At 68.2% G+C, this 20,783-nt stretch carries 20 protein-coding genes; 5 read left to right on the top strand and 15 right to left on the bottom strand.

Translation table 11 applies throughout. The annotated features are described in order from the left end of the window. Positions 1 to 35: 35 nt before the first annotated feature. Positions 36 to 794 carry a DeoR/GlpR family DNA-binding transcription regulator gene (locus QN239_RS26185; protein ID WP_499014802.1) on the top strand — a complete coding sequence of 253 codons (759 nt, stop codon included), beginning with the start codon at positions 36 to 38 and terminating at the stop codon, positions 792 to 794. Positions 795 to 812: 18 nt separating this feature from the next. Here QN239_RS26185 and QN239_RS26190 read toward each other — a convergent pair whose 3' ends face one another. Further along, the gene (locus QN239_RS26190; RefSeq protein ID WP_499014804.1) at positions 813 to 1,712 is read right to left on the bottom strand and encodes an alpha/beta fold hydrolase; all 900 of its coding nucleotides are present in this window, start codon (positions 1,710 to 1,712) and stop codon (positions 813 to 815) included. 13 nt (positions 1,713 to 1,725) lie between these two features. Further along, positions 1,726 to 3,594 carry a glutamine--fructose-6-phosphate transaminase (isomerizing) gene (gene glmS, locus QN239_RS26195; RefSeq protein ID WP_499014805.1) on the bottom strand — a complete coding sequence of 623 codons (1,869 nt, stop codon included), beginning with the start codon at positions 3,592 to 3,594 and terminating at the stop codon, positions 1,726 to 1,728. 101 nt (positions 3,595 to 3,695) lie between these two features. On the opposite strand from glmS, the gene QN239_RS26200 reads away from it, so the two are divergent. The 3 genes from QN239_RS26200 (at position 3,696) to QN239_RS26210 (ending at position 7,197) form a co-directional block, all read left to right on the top strand. Continuing rightward, positions 3,696 to 4,538, top strand: coding sequence for a dienelactone hydrolase family protein (locus QN239_RS26200; protein WP_499014807.1), 843 nt, complete (start codon positions 3,696 to 3,698; stop codon positions 4,536 to 4,538). Between the two features lie 50 nt (positions 4,539 to 4,588). Beyond that, entirely contained in the window at positions 4,589 to 5,629 is a 1,041-nt protein-coding gene (locus QN239_RS26205) for an LLM class F420-dependent oxidoreductase (RefSeq protein ID WP_499014809.1), read from the top strand. Between the two features lie 218 nt (positions 5,630 to 5,847). Further along, a complete protein-coding gene (locus QN239_RS26210; RefSeq protein WP_499014811.1) occupies positions 5,848 to 7,197 on the top strand; it encodes a DEAD/DEAH box helicase in 1,350 nt (449 codons plus the stop codon). Between the two features lie 87 nt (positions 7,198 to 7,284). Here the strand turns inward: QN239_RS26210 and QN239_RS26215 are convergent, their stop codons facing one another. The 13 genes from QN239_RS26215 to QN239_RS26275 form a co-directional block, all read right to left on the bottom strand. Next, the gene (locus tag QN239_RS26215; protein ID WP_499014813.1) at positions 7,285 to 7,920 is read right to left on the bottom strand and encodes a TetR/AcrR family transcriptional regulator; all 636 of its coding nucleotides are present in this window, start codon (positions 7,918 to 7,920) and stop codon (positions 7,285 to 7,287) included. 139 nt (positions 7,921 to 8,059) lie between these two features. Further along, a complete protein-coding gene (locus QN239_RS26220) occupies positions 8,060 to 9,298 on the bottom strand; it encodes a hypothetical protein (RefSeq protein WP_499014814.1) in 1,239 nt (412 codons plus the stop codon). Beyond that, positions 9,295 to 9,600: a type VII secretion target gene (locus tag QN239_RS26225; protein WP_090363117.1), complete on the bottom strand. Its 306-nt coding sequence runs from the start codon at positions 9,598 to 9,600 to the stop codon at positions 9,295 to 9,297. The genes QN239_RS26220 and QN239_RS26225 overlap by 4 nt, the downstream gene beginning before the upstream one ends. Before the next feature lie 52 nt (positions 9,601 to 9,652). Further along, positions 9,653 to 10,987: a phosphoglucosamine mutase gene (gene glmM / locus QN239_RS26230; protein ID WP_090363116.1), complete on the bottom strand. Its 1,335-nt coding sequence runs from the start codon at positions 10,985 to 10,987 to the stop codon at positions 9,653 to 9,655. Between the two features lie 101 nt (positions 10,988 to 11,088). Continuing rightward, complete coding sequence (gene rpsI, locus QN239_RS26235) at positions 11,089 to 11,619, bottom strand: 30S ribosomal protein S9 (protein ID WP_167157017.1); 531 nt, start codon at positions 11,617 to 11,619, stop codon at positions 11,089 to 11,091. Beyond that, the gene (rplM, locus tag QN239_RS26240; RefSeq protein WP_090363113.1) at positions 11,616 to 12,059 is read right to left on the bottom strand and encodes a 50S ribosomal protein L13; all 444 of its coding nucleotides are present in this window, start codon (positions 12,057 to 12,059) and stop codon (positions 11,616 to 11,618) included. The genes rpsI and rplM overlap by 4 nt, the downstream gene beginning before the upstream one ends. 187 nt (positions 12,060 to 12,246) lie before the next feature. Next, positions 12,247 to 14,130: a propionyl-CoA synthetase gene (locus QN239_RS26245; RefSeq protein ID WP_499014818.1), complete on the bottom strand. Its 1,884-nt coding sequence runs from the start codon at positions 14,128 to 14,130 to the stop codon at positions 12,247 to 12,249. Positions 14,131 to 14,162: 32 nt separating this feature from the next. Continuing rightward, entirely contained in the window at positions 14,163 to 14,606 is a 444-nt protein-coding gene (locus tag QN239_RS26250; protein WP_499014820.1) for a hypothetical protein, read from the bottom strand. After that, positions 14,603 to 14,962: a glycerol dehydratase reactivase beta/small subunit family protein gene (locus tag QN239_RS26255; RefSeq protein WP_499014822.1), complete on the bottom strand. Its 360-nt coding sequence runs from the start codon at positions 14,960 to 14,962 to the stop codon at positions 14,603 to 14,605. The genes QN239_RS26250 and QN239_RS26255 overlap by 4 nt, the downstream gene beginning before the upstream one ends. Further along, complete coding sequence (locus tag QN239_RS26260) at positions 14,955 to 16,802, bottom strand: diol dehydratase reactivase subunit alpha (protein ID WP_499014824.1); 1,848 nt, start codon at positions 16,800 to 16,802, stop codon at positions 14,955 to 14,957. The genes QN239_RS26255 and QN239_RS26260 overlap by 8 nt, the downstream gene beginning before the upstream one ends. A 49-nt stretch (positions 16,803 to 16,851) precedes the next feature. Next, positions 16,852 to 17,436, bottom strand: coding sequence for a propanediol/glycerol family dehydratase medium subunit (locus QN239_RS26265; protein ID WP_328587182.1), 585 nt, complete (start codon positions 17,434 to 17,436; stop codon positions 16,852 to 16,854). 2 nt (positions 17,437 to 17,438) lie between these two features. Then, positions 17,439 to 19,157: a propanediol/glycerol family dehydratase large subunit gene (locus tag QN239_RS26270; protein WP_499014826.1), complete on the bottom strand. Its 1,719-nt coding sequence runs from the start codon at positions 19,155 to 19,157 to the stop codon at positions 17,439 to 17,441. Positions 19,158 to 19,167: 10 nt separating this feature from the next. Next, the gene (locus tag QN239_RS26275) at positions 19,168 to 19,596 is read right to left on the bottom strand and encodes a diol dehydratase small subunit (RefSeq protein WP_090363103.1); all 429 of its coding nucleotides are present in this window, start codon (positions 19,594 to 19,596) and stop codon (positions 19,168 to 19,170) included. A gap of 273 nt (positions 19,597 to 19,869) precedes the next feature. Here QN239_RS26275 and QN239_RS26280 point away from each other — a divergent pair, with 273 nt between their 5' ends. Then, positions 19,870 to 20,628, top strand: coding sequence for a (2Fe-2S)-binding protein (locus QN239_RS26280; RefSeq protein WP_499014829.1), 759 nt, complete (start codon positions 19,870 to 19,872; stop codon positions 20,626 to 20,628). Positions 20,629 to 20,783 lie beyond the last annotated feature (155 nt).

Consider the following 20,783-nt stretch of genomic DNA (forward strand, 5'->3'; position numbering starts at 1 on the left):
CCAGGGCTTTCGAACCGCCGATCAGAATGTCAGCCGTGGATTCAGAGACCCGTCAGAGCCGCATCGTCGAATTCGCCCGTACCCGGGGCCGGGTGGAGGTGCTGCCTCTGGCCGAGGAACTCCACGTCGCGTCCGAGACCATCCGCCGCGACCTCAAGGTCCTCGCCGGGCGCCGGCTGCTCAAACGGGTGCACGGCGGCGCGGTGCCACTGGAGACCGTCGCGTTCGAATCCACCGTCGAATATCGCAGCCAGGTCGACCTCGCCCAGAAGCACCGGATCGCCGCGGCGGCCGTCGAACTCCTGCACGGCTCCGAAACCGTCTATCTGGACGAGGGATTCACCCCTCGCCTGATCGCCGAGAAGATCGCCGACCGGGAGCTCACCGTGGTGACCTCCTCGCTGCTGGCCGCCGAGGCGCTCGCGCACAGCGACACGGTCACGGTACTCCTGCTGGGCGGCCGGATGCGGGGCAGAACTCTTGCGACGGTGGATCATTGGGCCGTGGAACGGCTGCGCACACTGGTGATCGACGTGGCGTATCTCGGCACCAACGGGATCACCGTGGAACACGGCCTCACCACACCGGACCCGGCCGTGGCCGCGGTCAAGCAGACGGCCGTGCACGTCGCGGGGCGCAGGATTCTCGTGGCCGCCCACACGAAGTTCGGGGAGACCAGCTTCTGCCGGTTCGCCCAGGTGTCGGATTTCGAATCCATCGTCACCGGATCAGAACTGCCGACGGCCGAGGCGCACCGGTATGAAGCCTTGGGGCCCAGCGTCATTCGCACCTGACACCCGCAGCCGTCGGCCTCAGCCGTCGACACCGTCCCAGAAGCGATGTGCCCGCGCGGCGATCTCGTCCGGGAACTCTCCGCTGATGGCGTGGGACGCCGACGCCCAGAGTTCGACCTGACCGTGCCGCAGCACTGACCGCGCGGTGTCGGCCGCCCGTTGTCCTTCGTGGATGACGCTGCGGCCGGCGATCAATGCCAGCACCGGCATGTCCAGCGCACGCAGCTGGGCATCGGTGAACAAGGTGGGCGCCGGCTGATGGAGCTCGAAGTCGGCGGTCCCGGCGTCGATCAACGCCGCCACCGGGCTGCCGTCGGAGACGTCGGCGCCGCCGGTGATCCAGCGCAGGACGCGACGGCGCAGCCACTCCGGCATATGCGGCAGCCCCATCGGGATGAAGGCCACCATCGTGCGAATCGGGATGGGCGCGAACGTCATCACCGGATCGAGTAGGGCCAGCGAAGCCACCCGTGCGGGATGGCGCAGCGCGTAGTTGACCGCACTCCAACCCCCGAACGAGACCCCCATCAGGTGCACGGAATCCAGGCCCAGTCCGGTGAGCAACTCACCCATCCACCACGCTTGATCGGCAGCGCCGGTCAGCGGCAGCTGTTGGAGCGACAGACCCGGCTCGCCGAGCAGGTCCACGCAGTAGACGGTCCGGCGAGCCAGCAGACCGGGCAGGTTGGGGGCCCACATCGGGGTCGAGGCATTCCGGCCGGGCAATAACACCACCGGGCGTTCGGCGGGCACGCCTGCGACCGCGGTGCAGCCGAATCGGTATGCCCGAACCGTACCGAACGTGGTCGGCACGTCGACGGACTCACCCACCACCGGCAGCGCGGCCATGCCCGCCTCGTACACGGTGCGAAAGTGGGCGCGGGCGGCGGCGCTGCGCCAGCGGCCGACCTCACCCACCGTCAGCCCGCTACTACTCGACCGTCACCGACTTGGCCAGGTTGCGCGGCTTGTCCACGTCGTAGCCGCGCGCCTGCGCCACCCCCGCCGCGAACACCTGCATCGGAATCGTCGACAGCAGCGGCTGGTAAAGCGTTGACACTGCCGGGATTTCGATCAGGTGGTCGGCATACGGCGCCACGGTGTCATCGCCCTCCTCGGCGATGACGATGGTCACCGCGCCCCGGGCCTGGATCTCGCGGATATTGCTGAGCAGCTTGGCGTGCAGGGTGGCCGAGTTCTTCGGCGACGGCATCACCACGATCACCGGCAGGTCGTCCTCGATCAGCGCGATGGGTCCGTGCTTGAGTTCACCAGCGGCAAAACCTTCGGCGTGCATGTACGCCAGCTCCTTGAGCTTGAGCGCACCTTCCAGCGCCACCGGGTAACCGACGTGCCGGCCGAGGAACAGCACCGCCGAGGACCGCGCGAACCGGCGGGCAAGCTCGCGCACCGGTTCCATGCAGGTCAACACTCGGGCGACCTGATCGGCCATCGCCTCCAGATCGTGGTACTCGCGGGCCACCTCGTCGGGGTACTTGGTCCCCCGTGCTTGCGCAAGGGCAAGTCCGACAAGATAATTCGCGGCCACCTGCGCCAGGAACGTCTTGGTGGACGCCACGCCGATCTCCGGACCGGCACGCGTGTAGAGCACCGCGTCGGCCTCGCGCGGGATCTGGCTGCCGTTGGTGTTGCAGATGGCCAGCACTTTGGCCTTCTGCTCCTTGGCGTGCCGCACCGCTTCGAGGGTGTCGGCCGTCTCACCCGACTGCGAGATGGCGATCACCAGCGTGCTGCGGTCCAGAACCGGGTCACGGTACCGGAATTCGCTGGCGAGCTCGACCTCGACCGGCAGCCGGGTCCAGTGTTCGATGGCGTACTTGGCCAGCAGGCCGGAGTGGTAGGCAGTACCGCAGGCGACGATGAAGACCTTGTCGACCTCGCGCAGTTCCTGATCGGACAGGCGCTGCTCGTCGAGCACGATACGGCCGTCGACGAAATGACCGAGCAGGGTGTCGGCGACCGCGGCGGGCTGCTCGGCGATCTCCTTGAGCATGAAGTAGTCGTAGCCGCCCTTCTCGGCGGCGCTCAGGTCCCAGTCGATATGAAACGTGCGAGCATTCGCGGTCTGGTCCTCGCCGGCGAAGTCGGTGACCCGATACCCGTCGGCGGTGATCACGACCGCCTGGTCCTGCCCCAGTTCGACGGCGTCGCGGGTGTGCTCGATGAACGCGGCGACATCGGAACCGACGAACATCTCGCCGTCCCCGACCCCGACCACCAGCGGGGTGGACCGGCGGGCCGCGACGATGGTGCCGGGTTCTTCGGCGCTGGCGAACACCAGCGTGAAATGCCCTTCGAGCCGTCGCAGCACCGACAGCACCGAGCCCACGAAGTCCCCGGCGGTGGGGCCCTCGCGGTAGGCGTGGGCGACCAGATGCACGGTCACCTCGGAGTCGGTGTCGCTGGCGAACTCGACGCCGACGGCTTCCAGCTCGGTGCGCAGCGCCGCGAAGTTCTCGATGATGCCGTTGTGCACGACGGCGAATTTGCCGTCGGCATCCCGGTGCGGATGCGCATTGCGGTCGGTGGGCCGGCCATGGGTGGCCCACCGGGTGTGCCCCATCCCCGTCGTACCGGCGAGCAGCGCCGCATCCGTCTCGGCGACGGCTTCCTCCAGATTGGCCAGCCGGCCGGCTCGGCGCCGCACCACCAGACCGCCGTCGCCGTCGAGCAGGGCGACACCCGAGGAGTCATAGCCCCGGTATTCCATCCGCCGCAACGCGTCGACCACGATCCCGCAGGCAGGGCGCCGTCCGACGTAACCGACGATTCCACACATGGTTACCCAGGGTAGTGCAGCGGACGGACTCACTGTCGCTGCGTTCGCGGCGGCTCGCTCACACGAGACACCGCCGCGGGTGGTTCGGTTAGGGTCAACGGGTGGCCAGGACGAAGAAACTATTCGCTGCGCTGACCCGGCGCGGCCCGCATCGTGTACTCCGCGGCGACCTGGCCTTTGCCGGTCTGCCGGGCGTGGTCTACACCCCTGAATCGGGGCTGGGCCTGCCCGGCCTGGCGTTCGGGCACGACTGGCTGACCGGCGCCGACCGGTATGCGGGAACCCTGGAGCATCTCGCGTCCTGGGGCATCGTGGCGGCGGCACCCGATACCGAGAAGTCCTTGGCCCCGTCCGTGCTCAACGCCGCGTTCGACTTGGGCACCGCGCTGGACATCATCGCCGGGGTGCGCCTGGGACCGGGCAAGATCAGCGTCCATCCGGACAAGCTGGCCGTGGCCGGGCACGGTTTCGGCGGATCCGCGGCGGTGTTCGCCGCGGCCGGTATGCAGGGCAGGCTCAAGGCCGCAGCCGCCCTGTTCCCGGCCGCATCCAGCCCGCCGGCCGAGCAGCCGGCCACCGGGCTGACGCTGCCCGGGCTGATCCTGCGGGCGCCGTCCGACGGCACCGCCATCCGTTCCAATGCCGACGCGTTGGCCGGTGCGTGGCGCACCGCGACGACGCGCACGGTGTCCAAGGCCGAACCCGGCGGGCTCGTGGAGGGTCGGCGCCTGAGCAGGCTGGTCGGCCTGCCCGGTGCCGATCGGGGCACGCAGAAGGCGGTGCGGGCGCTGTTGACGGGCTACCTGCTGTTCGTGCTGGGCGGCGACAAGACCTACCGGGAGTTCGCCGACCCGGAGGTCACGCTGCCCAAGACCACACCGATCGACCCGGAAGCCGTCCCGCCGACGCTGGAGGACAAGGTCGTCGCCCTTCTCAAGGGCTGACAGCCGAACCGTCCAACTCCCAACCAACCGGTTGGTGATATAACTCTGGCATGCGGACAGGGATCTTTCTGGGCTACGCCGGCGGCTTCAAGGAGGCGGCCGAACAGGTCGTGGCACTGGAGCAGGTCGGCATCGACATCGCGCTGGTCGCCGAGGCCTACTCCTACGACGCGATCAGCCAGCTGGGCTACCTGGCCGCCAAGACCTCGACAATCGAGCTGGGCACCGGCGTGGTCCCGATCTACACGCGCACCCCGTCCCTGCTGGCGATGACGGCGGCCGGGGTCGACTACGTCTCCGAGGGACGCTTTCGCCTCGGCATCGGCACGTCCGGGCCGCAGGTCGTCGAGGGCTTCCACGGCGTGCCGTTCGATGCACCGCTGGGGCGCACCCGCGAGGTGGTCGAGATCTGCAGGCAGGTGTGGCGGCGCGAGAAGGTCAGCTACGACGGCAAGTACTACCAACTTCCGTTGCCCGCCGGCCGCGGCACAGGACTGGGCAAGCCCCTGAAGCTGATCAATCACCCTGTACGGGAACGTATTCCGATCACCATCGCGGCACTCGGACCGCAGAACGTGGCGCTCACCGCCGAGATCGCCGAAGGCTGGCAGCCCGTCTTCTACTACCCGGAGAAGGCCGACGAGGTCTGGGGCGAGGCGCTGCGCGCCGGTGCCGCCAAACGCGATCCGGCACTGGGCCCGCTCGATGTGATGGTCAGCGCCAGCCTTGCCATCGGCGATGACGTCGAGGACCGCCTGGCATGGGCAAAACCGCAACTGGCCCTGTACATCGGAGGTATGGGCGCGCGCGGGAAGAACTTCTATCACAATCTGGCCACCCGCTACGGTTACGGCGAGGTCGCCGACCGTATCCAGGACCTCTACCTGGCAGGCAAGAAGGCCGAGGCGATCGCCGCCGTGCCCGACGATCTGGTGCGCCACGTATCCCTGGTCGGGCCAAAGGGATTCGTCAGGGAACGGCTGGCCGCTTATGCCGAGGCCGGCGTGACGACCATCCTGGTACATCCACTGACCGACGACGCCGCCGAGGCCGTCGCGTTCGCCGAGGATCTCGTCGCACTGACCGACTGAGCGGGTCGGCGCCGCGCCGTCCCACGTGACGCGCGCCTCACAATTGGGCCGGATGCGCCATCGTTGGGTACGCTTTGGTCCAGCGGCATCGTCTGTTCTGCCTTTTGCCGCCTCGCCAGGGCCTCTCTTCGGGCCCTGCTCGATCGTCACACCGAGCGCCGCGGGAACCACCCCGCGCCGGGCAGGACGACCACACTCGACTTTTCTGGAGTTCATTCGTGTCCACGTTTGCCGACCTCGGCTTGCCCGAGGCCGTTGTCACCACCCTTGCCGCCAACGGCATCACCAGCCCCTTCCCCATCCAGTCTGCGACCCTGCCGGATTCCCTGGCCGGTCGCGATGTGCTCGGCCGCGGCCGCACCGGATCAGGTAAGACCTACGCGTTCCTGCTGCCCCTGGTGAGCCGCCTCGCGGCCAACCCGGCCCCGCGGCGCGCCAAGAGCTTCCGCGCGCTGATCCTGGCCCCCACTCGCGAACTGGTCAGCCAGATCGACGCGGCCCTTGCGCCCCTGGCGCAAGCCACCGGCCTGCGGTCGGCCACCATTTTCGGCGGCGTCAGCGCCAACCCCCAGATCGACAAACTGCGCAACGGCATCGATATCGTCATCGCCTGCCCCGGCCGACTGGAAGACCACGTCAAGTCCGGTCACGCCGACCTGTCCGGCGTGCAGATCACCGTTCTCGACGAGGCCGACCATATGGCCGACCTCGGCTTCCTGCCCCCGGTCAAGCGCCTGCTGGACCGCACCCCGCGCGACGGTCAGCGGCTGCTGTTCTCGGCCACACTCGACAACGGCATCGATGTGCTGGTGGACCGCTACCTGCACGATCCCGTGGTGCACAGCGTCGATTCCGAGCAGTCGCCGGTCGCCGCCATGGCCCACCACGTGCTGCACGTGGACGGGGCCGCACGGTTCGACGTGCTCGCCGACCTGGCCGCGTCGCCGGGCCGCACCATCGTGTTCGCCCGCACCAAGTACGGCGCCAAAGGTCTTGCGCGGAAACTCAATTCGCGTGGTGTCCCGGCAGTGGAACTGCACGGCAACCTTTCTCAGAACGCCCGCACCCGGAATCTGGCCGCGTTCTCCGATGGGTCGGCCACGGTCCTCGTGGCCACCGATATCGCCGCCCGCGGTATCCACGTCGACGATGTCAGCCTCGTGGTGCACGCCGATCCGCCGGTCGAACACAAGGCCTACCTGCACCGGTCCGGACGCACCGCCCGCGCCGGCAACGACGGCACCGTCGTGACGTTGATGGTCGACGATCAGGTTTCCGATGTCCGCGTGCTGACCCGCAAGGCGGGCATCAAGCCGACCGTCACCAAGTTCAGCGGTGCCTCGCATCCGGTGCTTCAAGAGATCGCCCCGGGCGAGCGGACTTTCACCGGTCCGATCGCGCTGTCCACCCCTGAGCCTGCCGCGACGCGGTCACCGCAGCAGCCCGGTCGGTCGTCCGGCCAACGCCGTCGGCCCAACCGGGCCACGGGCGCCGGCGCCGGCCGCTCCGGTGGGCACAGTGGCACCGGGGGTCGAGCACGCCACGGCAGCGCCGGGCAGCACCGCTAGGCAAGACGCTTCCGGCGGCCACCCCGTCGAACCGACTACGCACCTTCAGCCTCGAGTGCTGAAGGTGCGTAGTCGTATCAGCTGCGCTCACGGTCGGCGGTCACGAGGTGGCGCGACCCCCAGGCGGACGAGGTGGATCGCGGTGTCCGCGATCTCCTCGGACGTGATCTGCTCGCGAGGGCGGTACCAGCGAGACACCCAGATGATCATGCCCAGGATCAGCCGCGCGGTGACCGTGGGATCCCCTTCGTCGAGGTATCCGCGTTCCATGTTCGCGCTGACCACACCGACCCACATCTTCTCGAAATGGCGGCTCCACGAACGCCACCGGGTGTACACCTCGGGCGGCAGTCCCGCTCCTCCGAAGAACACCGGCAGGTAGCTGCGCATACTCACCGCGGCATCGGCCTGCAGCCTGATCATCGCCATCAGTTGTTCACCGGGGTCGGACGAGCCGGCGATGGCGGCCTTCGTGCGCTCAGTCAGTTCCCCGGTGCAGCGTTCGAACAGGATGCCGAGCAGGTCCTCTTTGGTCGGCACCGCCCGGTACAGCGTGGCACGAGAAACACCCAGCTTGTCGGCGGTATCGACGATCGTCACCGCCTCGTACCCGCCCTCGGCGAACAGAGCCGCCACCGCGTCGGCGACCGCGTCACGATCGATCGCCAGTCGAGGTCTTCCCCTGGGACGCTTCGACTGTTCGCCGTTCGCGACCTCCGCCACGGATCTCCCCTCACCATGGGACAGTCACTTTCCTTGCCGTGAGTTTAGAGCCGAAGCGTCGCAGTACGCTGCCACCCGCGGAGCCGACACCTGCCGACGGTGCAGCATGCCACTCGCAGGGCGCCGGCGAGGGGCCTGTTCACTCCCCCGCCTGCGGCAACTCGTCGGCCGCGATCTCGCACGGGGTGCGCGGCGGCTCCGGAGGGGGTTCAGCTGCCATCGGTGCGGCCACCGGTGCCGCCGGCACCGGCTGGGGTACGGGCGTGGCAGCGGGTGGATCGGGTTCGGGTCCAAGGACTTCCGTCGTCTCGGCGGTCTCCGGAATGGGCTCGCCCTCCCCCTCACCCTCGTTCTCCTCGTCTGCGCCGTCCTCCGGGTCGTCCTCGTCCTCCTCACGATCATCGTCCGGCTCCGGCTCCGGCTCATCGGTGTCCCGCTCGCCGATATCCAGCGGTTCATCAGGTATCGAGTCCGCGCCTGTGCCGAACAGTCCCCCGAGGAGATCGGCGAGCTGCTGCCCCGTGCCCGTGAAACCTCCTCCCACCGAAGACATTCCAGAACCCAGCCCGCCCAACGGCAACCCGCCGGAGAACGGATCGCCCGCCGGTGCCGGTGCCGGTGCCGGTGCCGACGCCGGTGAGGGTGCCGACGCCGGTGAGGGTGCCAACGCGTCCACCGGAGGCGCGGCCGCCGCGGGTGTCACCCCGGCAGCAGATCCCAAGGCGCCGAACCCTGCCGGTTGATCGGCCGAAAGACCGGCCGCGGCCGTGTCGTACGCGTCACGCACCGATCGCTTCGTCGACTCCATCACCTCAGCCCAGTCAGAGCCGATCGCGACGGTCACGAACGGATTGACCTTGCCGTCGACGATCTCGCTGGCACTGTCCTGGGCCCCGGCACCCGTGGTGACGGCCCGCGCGGCCGGCCACCACTGCGCGCGTTCGGCACGGTCTTCGATGTCCTGGACGGCGGCGACCTTACCGGTCACCAAGTGCCAGAGGTCGTCCCGCAATTCGGTGAGCGTATCGGCGACCCGGTGCAGGGCGCTCACCGTCTGCTCCGAGGACTGCGCATGTGCCGCGATGACCTGTGCAGCGATATCCGCGCCCGACCCCTGCCAAGCCGCGGCCAGCGCCGCCCGCGCCGACTCCTGCAGCCGGGCGGCCTCCTCAACGGTGCCCAGCGCCGCAGTGATCGCCGCGCAATCGGCATCCAGTGTGCCCAGGTCCATACCGTCCTCGGCGGTGTACGCATCGTGCAGCTGGGCCGGATCGGTGACGGTGCAGCCGAGTGCGCGGCAGGCCGCGACGTAGTCGGAGAGCACCTCGACGGCCGGCCCTCCCCGGGCCAGGGCGCCGTCGACGTCGTAGCCGGTCATCCCAGCCGGTGGGCCGCACGCCCGTCGGCGTCGGCGTAGCTCTGGACCGAAGCCCTTAGCAGCGTCGCGATCTCACGCGCGGAGCGGGACCAGTCAGCCAATCTCGCGCAGGTCCGCTGCACGGCGTCGCGGACGGCGTCACCGGAGTCGGTGTAGGACCGTCCGGCTCGCGTCCCGTCGAAGTTCAGCCGAGCCAGCTGCGTGTGCAGCACGGTATCGAGCAATTCGGCGGCGGTGTCATAGCGGTGCGCGGCATCCAGGACGGAGCCGGTGTCGACGCGGGTGGCAGTGAGGTGTCCCATGCTTGGTTAGGACGCGGCGGGCACCCGATCGGTTCCCTGCGGAGCAGAGAAACTATTTGTGGCCACTCACCGATTCGGCCACCCGAACCGCCAGTTGGCGGGCGGTGTCCTCGTCCGCGGCCTCCACCATCACACGAACCACCTGCTCGGTCCCGGAGGGGCGCAACAGGATTCGCCCGCTGTCTCCGAGTTCGGCCTCGGCCTGGGCCACCGCGGTCTGGACCGAGGGGGCCTGGGCCACCGTGGCCTTGTCGGCCACCTGCACGTTGATGAGCACCTGGGGCAGCGTCTGCATGGGCTGACAAAGCTCGGCCAGCGAACTCCGGGTTTGCGCCATCCGCGACATCAGCCGCAGGCCGGTGACGATTCCGTCGCCGGTGGTACCGAACGCCGGCAGCACGATATGCCCGGACTGCTCACCGCCCAGGGAGAACTCACCGTCGCGCAGTTCCTCGAGCACGTAGCGGTCGCCGACCGCGGTGGTCCGCACCTCGATACCGGCGGCGCGCATCGCCAGGTGCAAACCCAGGTTGCTCATCACGGTGGTGACCAGCGTGTGGGAGGCCAGCTCGCCGGCGTCGCGCATGGCCAGTGCGAGCAGCACCATGATGGCGTCGCCGTCGATGATCTGACCGTGGGCGTCGACGGCCAGACAGCGGTCCGCGTCACCGTCGTGGGCCAGGCCCAGATCGGCGCGGTGGGTGAGCACCGCCTGCTGCAACGTCTGCATATGGGTGGACCCACACTGGTCGTTGATGTTGAGGCCGTTGGGCTCGGCGTGCAGGGCGATCACGTTGGCACCCGCGGCGCGGTATGCCCGGGGGGCGGCCTCGAACGCCGCACCGTTGGCGCAGTCGACGACGACGGTCAGGCCGTCGAGCGGGGTGGTGACGGCTTGGTGCACATGCGCCAGGTAGCGCTGCAATGCGTCACCGGCGTCGATCACCCGTCCGATCCCGGCGCCCAGCGGACGACTGCCGGGCCCGGCGTTGACCAGTTCCTCGATGCGGTCCTCGGTGGCGTCGTCGAGCTTGTGCCCACCGGGGCCGAAGATCTTGATGCCGTTGTCGGGCATCGCATTGTGGGAGGCCGAGATCATCACGCCGAAGTCGGCGTCGTAGGCGTTGGTGAGATACGCGACGGCGGGGGTCGGTAGGACTCCGACCCGCAGGGCGTCGACTCCCTCGGCGGTCAAGCCGGCGATGACGGCGGCTTCCAGCATCTCCCCGCTGGCCCGCGGATCCCGTCCCACCACCGCGACCCGGCGCCGGGTGCCGGTGACGTTGCCGAGCCGGGCCGTCGCCGAACCCAGCGCGAGCGCCAGCTCCGCGGTCAGCTCACGATTGGCGACGCCACGCACACCGTCGGTGCCGAAAAGTCGACGCATCTTCGTTTGGTCCTCCTCCGGTGCGGCCCCGCACACTCTCCATGAAATGCCGAAGGCGGGCGTGTCCATAGTGCGACACGCCCGCCCACGAGCAGAAACGATCAGCGCTTGCTGTACTGCGGCGCCTTACGGGCCTTCTTGAGGCCGTACTTCTTGCGCTCGATGGCACGCGGGTCCCGGGTGAGGAAGCCGGCCTTCTTCAGGGCCGGGCGATCCTCGGGCTGGACCAGGATCAGCGCACGGGCGATGGCCAGGCGCAGCGCGCCGGCCTGCCCGGACGGGCCGCCACCATCGAGGTGGGCGTACACGTCGAAGCTGTCCACCCGATCGACGGTCACCAGCGGAGCCTTGATCAGCTGCTGGTGCACCTTGTTCGGGAAGTAGGCCTCCAGCGTGCGGCCGTCCAGGTGGAACTTGCCGGTGCCGGGCACCAGACGCACGCGGACCACGGCCTCCTTACGGCGGCCGACGGTCTGGATCGGGCGGTCGAGGTAGACCGGCTCACGCGGAGCGGCCTCTTCGATGACAGCCTCCTCGAAGACCTCGGTGGTTTCACCGGTCTCGGGGGACTCTTCGAAGACCTCTTCGGTCACCTCGGTCACCTCGGACTCGGTCCCAGTCAGTTCACTCATTGGGCCACCTGCTTGATCTCGAACGGAACCGGCTGCTGCGCGGCATGCGGATGATCCGGGCCGGCGTACACCTTCAGCTTCTTCTGAATCTGACGGCTGAGCTTGTTGTGCGGGAGCATGCCGACGATCGCGTTCTCGACGACGCGGGTCGGGTGCTTCTCCAGCAGCTCACCGATGGTGCGCTTACGCAGGCCGCCGGGGTAACCCGAGTGGCGGTAAGCGAACTTGTTGTTGAGCTTGTCGCCGCTGACGGCGACCTTCTCGGCGTTGATGATGATGACGAAATCGCCACCATCGACATTGGGCGTGAATGTCGGCTTGTGCTTGCCACGGAGCAGCTTGGCTGCTTCCACGGCGAGCCGGCCGAGCACCACGTCTTGGGCGTCGATGACATGCCACTGACGCGTGGTGTCACCCGCCTTCGGCGTGTAAGTAGGCACAGTTGCCACCTTCTCTTCTCGGGTTGGTTGCCGGTCCGGTGCACGCCCGTCGGTATCCCAGCGACCGACGTTGACCTGGGAACCACCTCCCCTTGCGGGGGCGGCGCACACCAACGGAGCAGCTTACCGGGAGCTGTCACCGCAGGTCAAAACGCCCAACGTGAGCGTGTGCGCGGAAAGGGCCGGCTCAGGGCGCCAGAATCGGGCGCAGCGCGTGCAGTACCGAAGGATCCTCGATGGTCGAGGGCAGCGGCTCGTCCTTGCCGTGCGCGATACCGCGCATCGCCTTGCGCAGGATCTTGCCCGACCTCGTCTTCGGCAGTGCGGGCACGATGTCGACCAGTTTGAAGCTGGCGACGGCGCCGATCTCGTTGCGGACCGACGCGATCAGCTCCGCCACCAGGTCGCCGGCCGACACTTCCGCCGCAGCGTTGGCCTTGAGCACCACCAGCCCGCGGGGTACCTGGCCCTTGATCTCGTCGGCAACCCCGATGACAGCACATTCGGCCACCGACGGATGGGCGGCCAGCACAGCCTCGATAGCGCCCGTGGAGAACCGGTGCCCGGCCACGTTGATCACATCGTCGATCCGGCCCATCACGAACAGGTAGCCGTCCTCGTCGAGGTAACCGCCGTCGCCGGTGAGGTAGTAACCGGGATGCTCACACAGATAGGAGGCCTCGTAGCGAGCGTCGTCACCCCACAGGGTGGGCAGGGTTCCCGGCGGCAGCGGCGTGCGGATGCACACGGCGCCCTCCTCGCCCGGGCCGCACGGCACCCCGTCCGCGGTGAGGATATGCACGTCGTAACCGGGCATCGGCACGGTCGGCGACCCGGCTTTGAACGCCAACGTCTCGACCCCGACCGGGTTGGCGGCGATGGCCCATCCGGTCTCGGTCTGCCACCAGTGGTCCACCACCGGAATGCCGAGCTTGCGCACCGCCCAGTGATAGGTGTCGGGGTCCAGCCGTTCACCGGCCAGGAACAGATGCTTCAGCGAGGACAGGTCGTAACGGGTCAGATGGGCGCCGTCGGGATCTTCCTTGCGGATGGCCCGGATCGCCGTCGGTGCGGTGAACAACACCTTCACCCGGTGCTCGTCGATCACCCGCCAGAACGCACCGGGGTCGGGAGTACCCACCGGCTTGCCCTCGTAGAGCACCGTGGTGGCCCCCAGCAGCAGCGGCGCGTACACGATGTAGGAGTGCCCGACGACCCAGCCCACGTCGGAGGCCGCCCAGAACACTTCGCCGGGCGCCATGTCGTAGATGTGGCGCATGCTCCACATCAGGGCGACCGCATGGCCGCCGTTGTCGCGGACCACGCCCTTGGGCTTTCCGGTGGTGCCCGAGGTATAGAGCACGTAGAGCGGATCGGTCGCCGCGACCGGCACCGCATCGTGCGGTGTGGCGGTGAACATCGCCTCGTGCCAGTCCACGTCGCGGCCGGCCACCAGCTCACAGGGTGACTGCTCGCGCTGCACGATGACGCAGTGCGCGGGCGGATGCGCCGACGCCGCCAGCGCGGCATCCAGCATCGGTTTGTAGGCGACGGTGCGGGACGGTTCGATTCCGCACGATGCGGAGACGATCACCACGGGACGGGCATCGTCGATGCGCGCCGCCAGTTCGTGCGCGGCGAACCCGCCGAACACCACGGAGTGCACCGCCCCGATACGGGCGCAGGCCAGCATGGCGATGACCGCTTCCGGGATCATCGGCATATAGACGACCACCCGGTCGCCCTTGCTCACGCCGAGGCCGCTGAGCACACCGGCGAAGCGCGCCACCTCGTCGAGCAGCTCACGGTAGCTGAACGTGCGGGCGCTGCCCGAGACCGGTGAGTCGTAGATCAGCGCCGGCTGCTCGGCACGCCCGTCGGCGACATGGCGGTCCAGGGCATTGACACACGTGTTCAGCTCACCGTCCGGAAACCACCGATAGAACGGCGGATTGGTGTCGTCGAGCACCCTTTCGGGCCGGCGGGTCCACGTCACCGCGTCGGCGGCCTGCGCCCAGAACCCTGCGGGGTCCTTGATGCTGGCTTGGTAGAGCTCCCTGTAATCGCCCATGACGGGGCATACCTCCACTGTTTCTCTGGGTCTCACGCTCGACGACGGCCGGCCAGGCAGAGCGTAGCGCCGTCGCGCGCTTCGGTCAGATTCGATTTGGCCAGCTCGATCATGCTGCGCCAGAAGTCATTCCGCTCCAGCGATACCCGTCCCACCACGGCTTCGCGCCACTGCGCGACGAAGGGGGTGAAGGAACGGTTCTCATCGAGCAGGTCCACGGTGACCGCGACCAGGGCGCGGCCGGCCGGTTCGTCGTGGCCCATGGCGCGCCACATCCGGGCGGCGGTGCGCAGCCGGCGGCGGTGCTCGACGAGTGCGGTCAGCAACCACCGGATGGCCCGGCGCTCGTCGTCGCCGATCCAGGCGGCGTCGCCGCAGCTCTTGAGAAACGCCTGCTGCGCCTTCGTCGTCTCGTTCAGCTCATTGAGCACTCGGATGGCGTCGGCGTGGATCAAGCCGTCTTCGCCGAGGGTCATGGGGCCACCGCACGCAGAGGTACGCCGACGACGATGCGGGCTGCGTTGTGGCCCAACGCACGGGCCACCTCGGCCGGCGCGGCGGCACCGCTGAACAGCCCGGGCGTCGCCCCGGTCACCTTCTGGTGTGCCACGCTGATCCGGCCGTGCGCGTCGATCCCGACACCCACCTCCAACGTGGACACCTGGGCGGCCAGCCGGGCCAGCGCGTGCGCGTCCTGGTCGTCACGACGGTGTTCGACGATGGCGGGCACACCCTCCTCCTCGATGCCCGCGAGCACCTCGTTCACGACAGCGTCGGCGCCGCAGCTCATCACGACGATCACCGGCGGCTCCGGCTGACCACCCTTAAGCATGGGCGCCGACCCCCAGCCGGGATGCCGTCGCCGCGTACGACGCGACCAGTCCGGAGGCCACGGCGTTGCGCGGACCTTCCGTGCCGCGGACATTACCGGTGCCGCAGACGATTCCGTACGGGGCGACGGCATCGGCGATCTGCTGCGGGATCTCGAAGTCCAGGGCGCAACCACCGAGCAGCACCACGAAGCCGATTTGCCGTAGATCTCCACCGGGGGCGATGCTGCGCAGCGCCCGCAGGGCATTCACCACGAAGACCCGCTCTTTCGCGGTCCTGCGTACGGTGCGGATGCGATCCAGGGAGTGCCGGGTGGGAATGGGGCTCATCCCGGTATCGCCGAGTGCCACCACCCGGGCGAATGCTGTGGCCGGAAGTGGCTTTTCGAAGAACTGGACGGTGCCGTTCTCCAACCGGATGTGAAAGAAGCTCTCCGCCTTGCCCAGTGGGCAGCGTTTGATCTCCTCGGCCAGTTCCAGGTTGTCCAGGCCCAGTTCGGCATCGATGAGTTTGGTGACCAGGTCACCCGCACCGGCCAGGTGGGTGGCGTCGGTGCCGCCGTCGGCCTGGATCACCGCGGCATCGGTGGAACCGCCGCCGAGGTCGAGCACCACCAGCGGCTTGTCGGTGCCCGGCGTGGTGAGCGCGCCGAGAACCGCCATCTCGGCTTCGACACCGCCGACGACGACGTCGACATTCGTGGCGCCTGCCCCGCGCAGATGTGCCGCAACCGCGTCGGCGACGGCCTTCATCCCGCTTTCCTTGGTGCGCACCATGGCCGCCAGCGCGACCGCGTTCTCCAGCGCCACCTCACCCGCGACACCGCCGCGAACCTCTTGCGGCACAGCGGTGTCGATGGCCAGCAGGTCCTGAATCCGCACGTCGGCCAGGGCGTGGTGGGACAGGTCGGCCATGCTCTGCCGGACATTGGCGATCATTCCGCCCGAATTCGTCCCGGCTTCGCCGGTGACGTCGACAAGTGGGCTGACCCGTTCGACGGCGGCCATCAATTCCGTTGCGCCGCGCGACACGTCGATGGTGGCGGTCTTCTTCGCGCCGATCAGGCTCAGCGCGCCGGCCGGGATGGTCCGATCGGCGACATCGCCCGAGGGCGTGCGCACCACGACCGCCGACCGGTTGCCGGTGAGAGCCCGCGCCACGGGCGAGACCACCCTGGTCTGATCCGGATCGAGGCCGAAAATCGTGGCCAGGCCATAGGCATTCGACAATGTTCTGATGGATTGACCCGGTGCGGCCACCTCGACGGCGGCGATCATGCCACGCGGGACGGCCTCGATGCGCGACACCTCGTCGATGATCGGGATCTTGGTCTCCAACCGATTAGACACCAGCACCGCGTCGTCATTGCACAGGATGGCCCCGGTGATCTCGACCCCACGGTGGGCCGCCGCATTGATGGTGGCCGCGACGAGGTCGAAGTCGACGTTGCCGGGTACCACCGGGATGATCGGTTCACCGGTCGTGATGTCGGCCAGCGCCGCGAACTCGACGATGGTGCCGACACCCAGTCCGCGTCCGCCCGGGGTGCGCGGGTCATGACCGATCATCGTCGATTCGGTGATGATGGTCTCGGTGATGGTCTCCATCGCCAGTCCGCTGATCACCGGCGTCGCCTCGTTGAGCAGCACCAGGTCGAGGTCGGCGAGCGTAAGACCGGCGCCCTGCAAGGACCAGATCACCGCTTTGGCGACACCTTCGACGTTCTTGACGGTGCCTTTGATGCCGGTGGTCCGGGTCAGCGCGACCCCGATGAACGCCGGTGTGCCGTCGGCGTCGATCGTGGCCAGACTGGCCTCCGTGGTGGAGTTTCCGATGTCCACCCCGACGACCGTGCGGGTAGCTCTGTCGTTCGCCAAGCCCGAACCCGTATCAACCCACCGCAGCCGCGGAGAACTCCGGCATGACCTCGATGGCCTTCGCATCCTTGCGAACCAGTTCGGTCTCTTTCAGGTGCAGCAGCGCGGCCTTGGCCTGCCAGCGGGGCCGGGCCATCTGATCGTTGAGCGTCGGAACCGGTTCCGGCGACTCCCCTTTGGCGTACTGCGCCGCGTTGGACCCGATCTGCCGGTAGGTCTGCAGTGTCAGCAGCGGGCACTGCGGGAACAGTTCGAGGCTGGACAGTCGCGGCAGGTCGCGCTGGTGGATCATCGAGGTGCCGCGCGAGAGGATACCGATTCCGATACCCGATCCGGACAACCGGGCCGCGGTGTGGGACATGGCCGCCAGGTCGGACGAATTGCGGACCCGGATGACCCGTGCGCTGACCTCCTGCTCCTCGATGCCGGCCAGCACTTGGCGGATCACCTCGGACAGCGGGATGTCGACGATGGTCTTGCTGAACAGTTCACCGAAGCCCGGCGAGATCGCGATGACCACCTCGTCGGGCCGCGTGCCGCGCGCGGCCGGGCCGATCTCGGTGAAGGTCAGGTCCCGCTGAATATCATTGGCCGACACGGCTATTCCACCTCTACTTCCGGGTTCGATGCGCTCGTGACGTGGCGCAGTCGTTTCATCTCTTCCCACCGGGCACCCGACGGGCGGTACCCGGTGCCGGGTCCCGCGTAGTCGTTGGCATCGTTGATCGCCGACAGCGGGCCGTCCTTGGTGAGGATGGCTGAGGTCTGCAGCAGGTCACCGGACACCCGCTGACGCAGGCTGGACAACATCCGTTCGGCGATATCGGAGAAACCACTCGCCTCCAGCGCCTTCACCAGATCCAGACCGGTGATGTTGCGGTCCATCACCTGCTGGGCACCCTTGAGGTCCTCCAGCACATCGCGCGGGATCAGGTCCTGACTTCCGTTGGCGTACACGGCCGTTTCGATCTCGTTGTCCGTGATCGGCGGCAGGTCGAGGTAGCGGAACACCGCCTGCAGCGCCTCGGCCGCGCGGGTGCGCGCCGCCAGGATCTCGGACTCCTTCACATGTCGCAGGCCGCCGTCGATCTGCAGGTCACGCTGAATGGTGTTGAAGTCGTCGAAATCGTCGCTGTCGACATTGGACCCCGCGAACATGTTGTCGTAGTTGGGCACCGCGGAGTAGCCCGAGCACACGAAGTCGGTGCCCGGCATCATCTGCGGCATCAGCCGGGCGGTGCGACGCATCGGGGAATGCGAGAACGACTGATCGTTACCGGACGCGCACTCCAGATCCACCGCGGAGGCGATGAGGTTCTCGGCTGCCACCGCGCGGATGCCGCCGGGCACCGCCCCGGGCACGCCGATACAGGAGATCGAGCCGTTCTGCAGGCCCTGCACGCCGGCGCCCTTGGTCACCAGGATGCAGCGGATCTCCAGGTACAGCATGGACTTTCCCTGCGCATTACCCATCTGCACCTCGGATCCGGTACCGGAGGTGAACCGCATCTTGATACCGCGCGACGCGTAGGCGGCCGCCAGGAACGCCTTTGACCAGGGAGTGTCGTCACCGTCGACGAAGACCGGCTCGGTGCCGTACACCGAGATGGTCTCGGCGTATCCGGTGATACCGCGCATCCCGAGATCGAGTTCGGTGGCCTCCTCCAGCGCACACTGGGTCTGCGGTCCCTCCGCACCGGCCTGGCTGCCGATGGCCTGGGCCATGGCCACCAACGGCGCGTAGCGGACCACACCCAACGTGGTCTCCACTTCCGCGAATCCCCGCAGGGTGGCCTCGGCCGCCTCGCACGCGACCTGCAACGGGTTGTCCCTGGCGCTGGTGCAGTGCGCCTGGTTGGCCGGCGTGCGGCGGGCCCGCATCTTCTGCATGCCCATCATGATCTCGACGATGTTGAGGTTCTTGGCCACCGCGAGCAGCTTGGCCGGGGTGAGCCCCTTGGTCACCGCGAGGACCTCGTCGCGGGTGACACCCGGATCGACGAGCATGCCGGCGATCTCGGCGGCCGGAATGGCCATCGACTGCTCGGTGGTCTCGACATCGATCGCCTTGTCGGCGATGAACTGGTCGATCGAATCGAAGTCGGCGCGTGCGGTGCCATCCATCTCGACGATCAGGCCGTTCTCCACCCGCACGCTCGGCTGCGGGTCGAAGGGACTGTCCATCGCGACCATGCCGACCTCTGGCCATTCCTCGACGAATCCGTCGAGGTTGACCGGTCGCGCCTCCAGGGCCTGGGTGCGCAGCGACTGCCGCACAGTGGCGGTCTCGGCGACCGGGTTCGGTACTACTGCAGTCATCGGTTGTCTCCTATTCGCTCTTGGCCAGCAGGTCGCGGCGCTCGTACACGTCGGCGGCCTCACGCACCAGGTCGGCGAGGTGGGTCGCGTTGTACTGCGTGGTCAGCTCGTCGGCGATCGAGTCGAGCTCGGATTTGGACGACGCGTTGGGCCGCAGCGCGTTGTAGATCTGCAGCACCCGCTCATCGGAGATCGCGGTCATCTCGGCCGCGCGTCGCAGGTTCGCCCCGAGCTGCGGCCGCCCCACCCGTTCGGAGATCTGGGCCTGCAGACGCAAGGTGTCGGGGGTGATGCGCAGATCGGTCGCCTGGATGTCACCGGCGACGACGGCATCGATCGTGATGTCCTCGATCGATTTGCCGTTGGGGGTGAACAACAGATCGCGCCGGTGGACACTCAGCGGATAGTCCGTCGCGGGGTCCAGGGTCGGTTCCGTCATGTGCTGCTCCCAACTGAGGGATGACCCACGAATGGGCCACCTTCATCCGTATTTCCAGGTCCATATTCGTGACACGGACCGGCCTCGACCCGCCCATTGTGTCTTGTGTCACGTTGCACCGAGGTTGCAGCGAAGATCACCGGCATTTGTCCAGTTCCGGGCCCTGCGGCGGTCCGGCCCGGCCATTCGGTGAGGTGCCGCACTACCGCGGCGGGCGGGCTTTTCCGACGCACCTGGCGGTGGCGCCCCACTGCGGGCTAGCGTGGCCGCACCATGAACGCCAGTCCGGCACCGACAGGTCGCGACCACGGCGCCGGGTATCTCGCCGAACTGGCGGAACTCGGCGAGTACTTCGCGCTGCCCGTCCACAACGGGGACGAATGGTTGCCGCTGCCAGAGCTTTTCACCGATACGACGCTGAGTGACCATGTGCAGCGCACCCGTCTCGCGATCGCCGCGTCGACAGGCCGTCCGAGCGGACAGATCCCGCTCCGCGTTGCCGCGTCATCGTTCCAGCTAGGAGTGGCCGCCCGGCTGCTGTCTCCGGTCATCGGATCGGCGGTCTGCTTCGACGTGGTCCCGATCCTCGACGAGCGGTCGGTGCGCTGGCAACCTTCGGGCACGCACACACCGCGGTTCGCCGTCGCCGGCGCGGTGTGGACCTCGACCCCGGATCTCCCGGCCGCGGCCCAGCTCATCGCCGCATCCGCGGTGTCCGCGCTGACCGCCCTCGGCGCCACGTTGAGTGTGCTGACGTCCCTGTCGGCGCACATCACCTCGGGCAACATCACCTCGGCCGCCAACGGCGCCGTGACGGTGTTGGGGCTGTCGCGGCCGGACCGCGTGATGCGGGGACGTGCGCTGGTGCGCGCACTGCTGGACACCGCCGCACTGACCGGCACCGGCAGTTTCAGCGACGGCCATTTCGTCCGGCGCAGCTGCTGCCTGTACTACCAGGTGCCGCAGTCCGGTCTGTGCGGGGACTGTGTGCTCGCGGCGCCCACCGCGTCACACCCGGGCTCCCGGAGCTGACTTCGTCTCTTTGCAACCCCGGTGCAACGCACCCGGCGTTAGCATTCGCCGCTCAGCGGCAGGATGGAGTCAATCATGGGCTGGTCTCAGACGCGCTACGCACCGCTCCCCCCGGTCGGGCGCAGTACCGAGAGCGACCAATCGGCTGAAACAAC

Origin of the sequence: Mycolicibacterium sp. Y3 (genome assembly GCF_051188035.1) — a bacterium.
In the GTDB taxonomy this organism is placed as follows: domain Bacteria; phylum Actinomycetota; class Actinomycetes; order Mycobacteriales; family Mycobacteriaceae; genus Mycobacterium; species Mycobacterium fluoranthenivorans.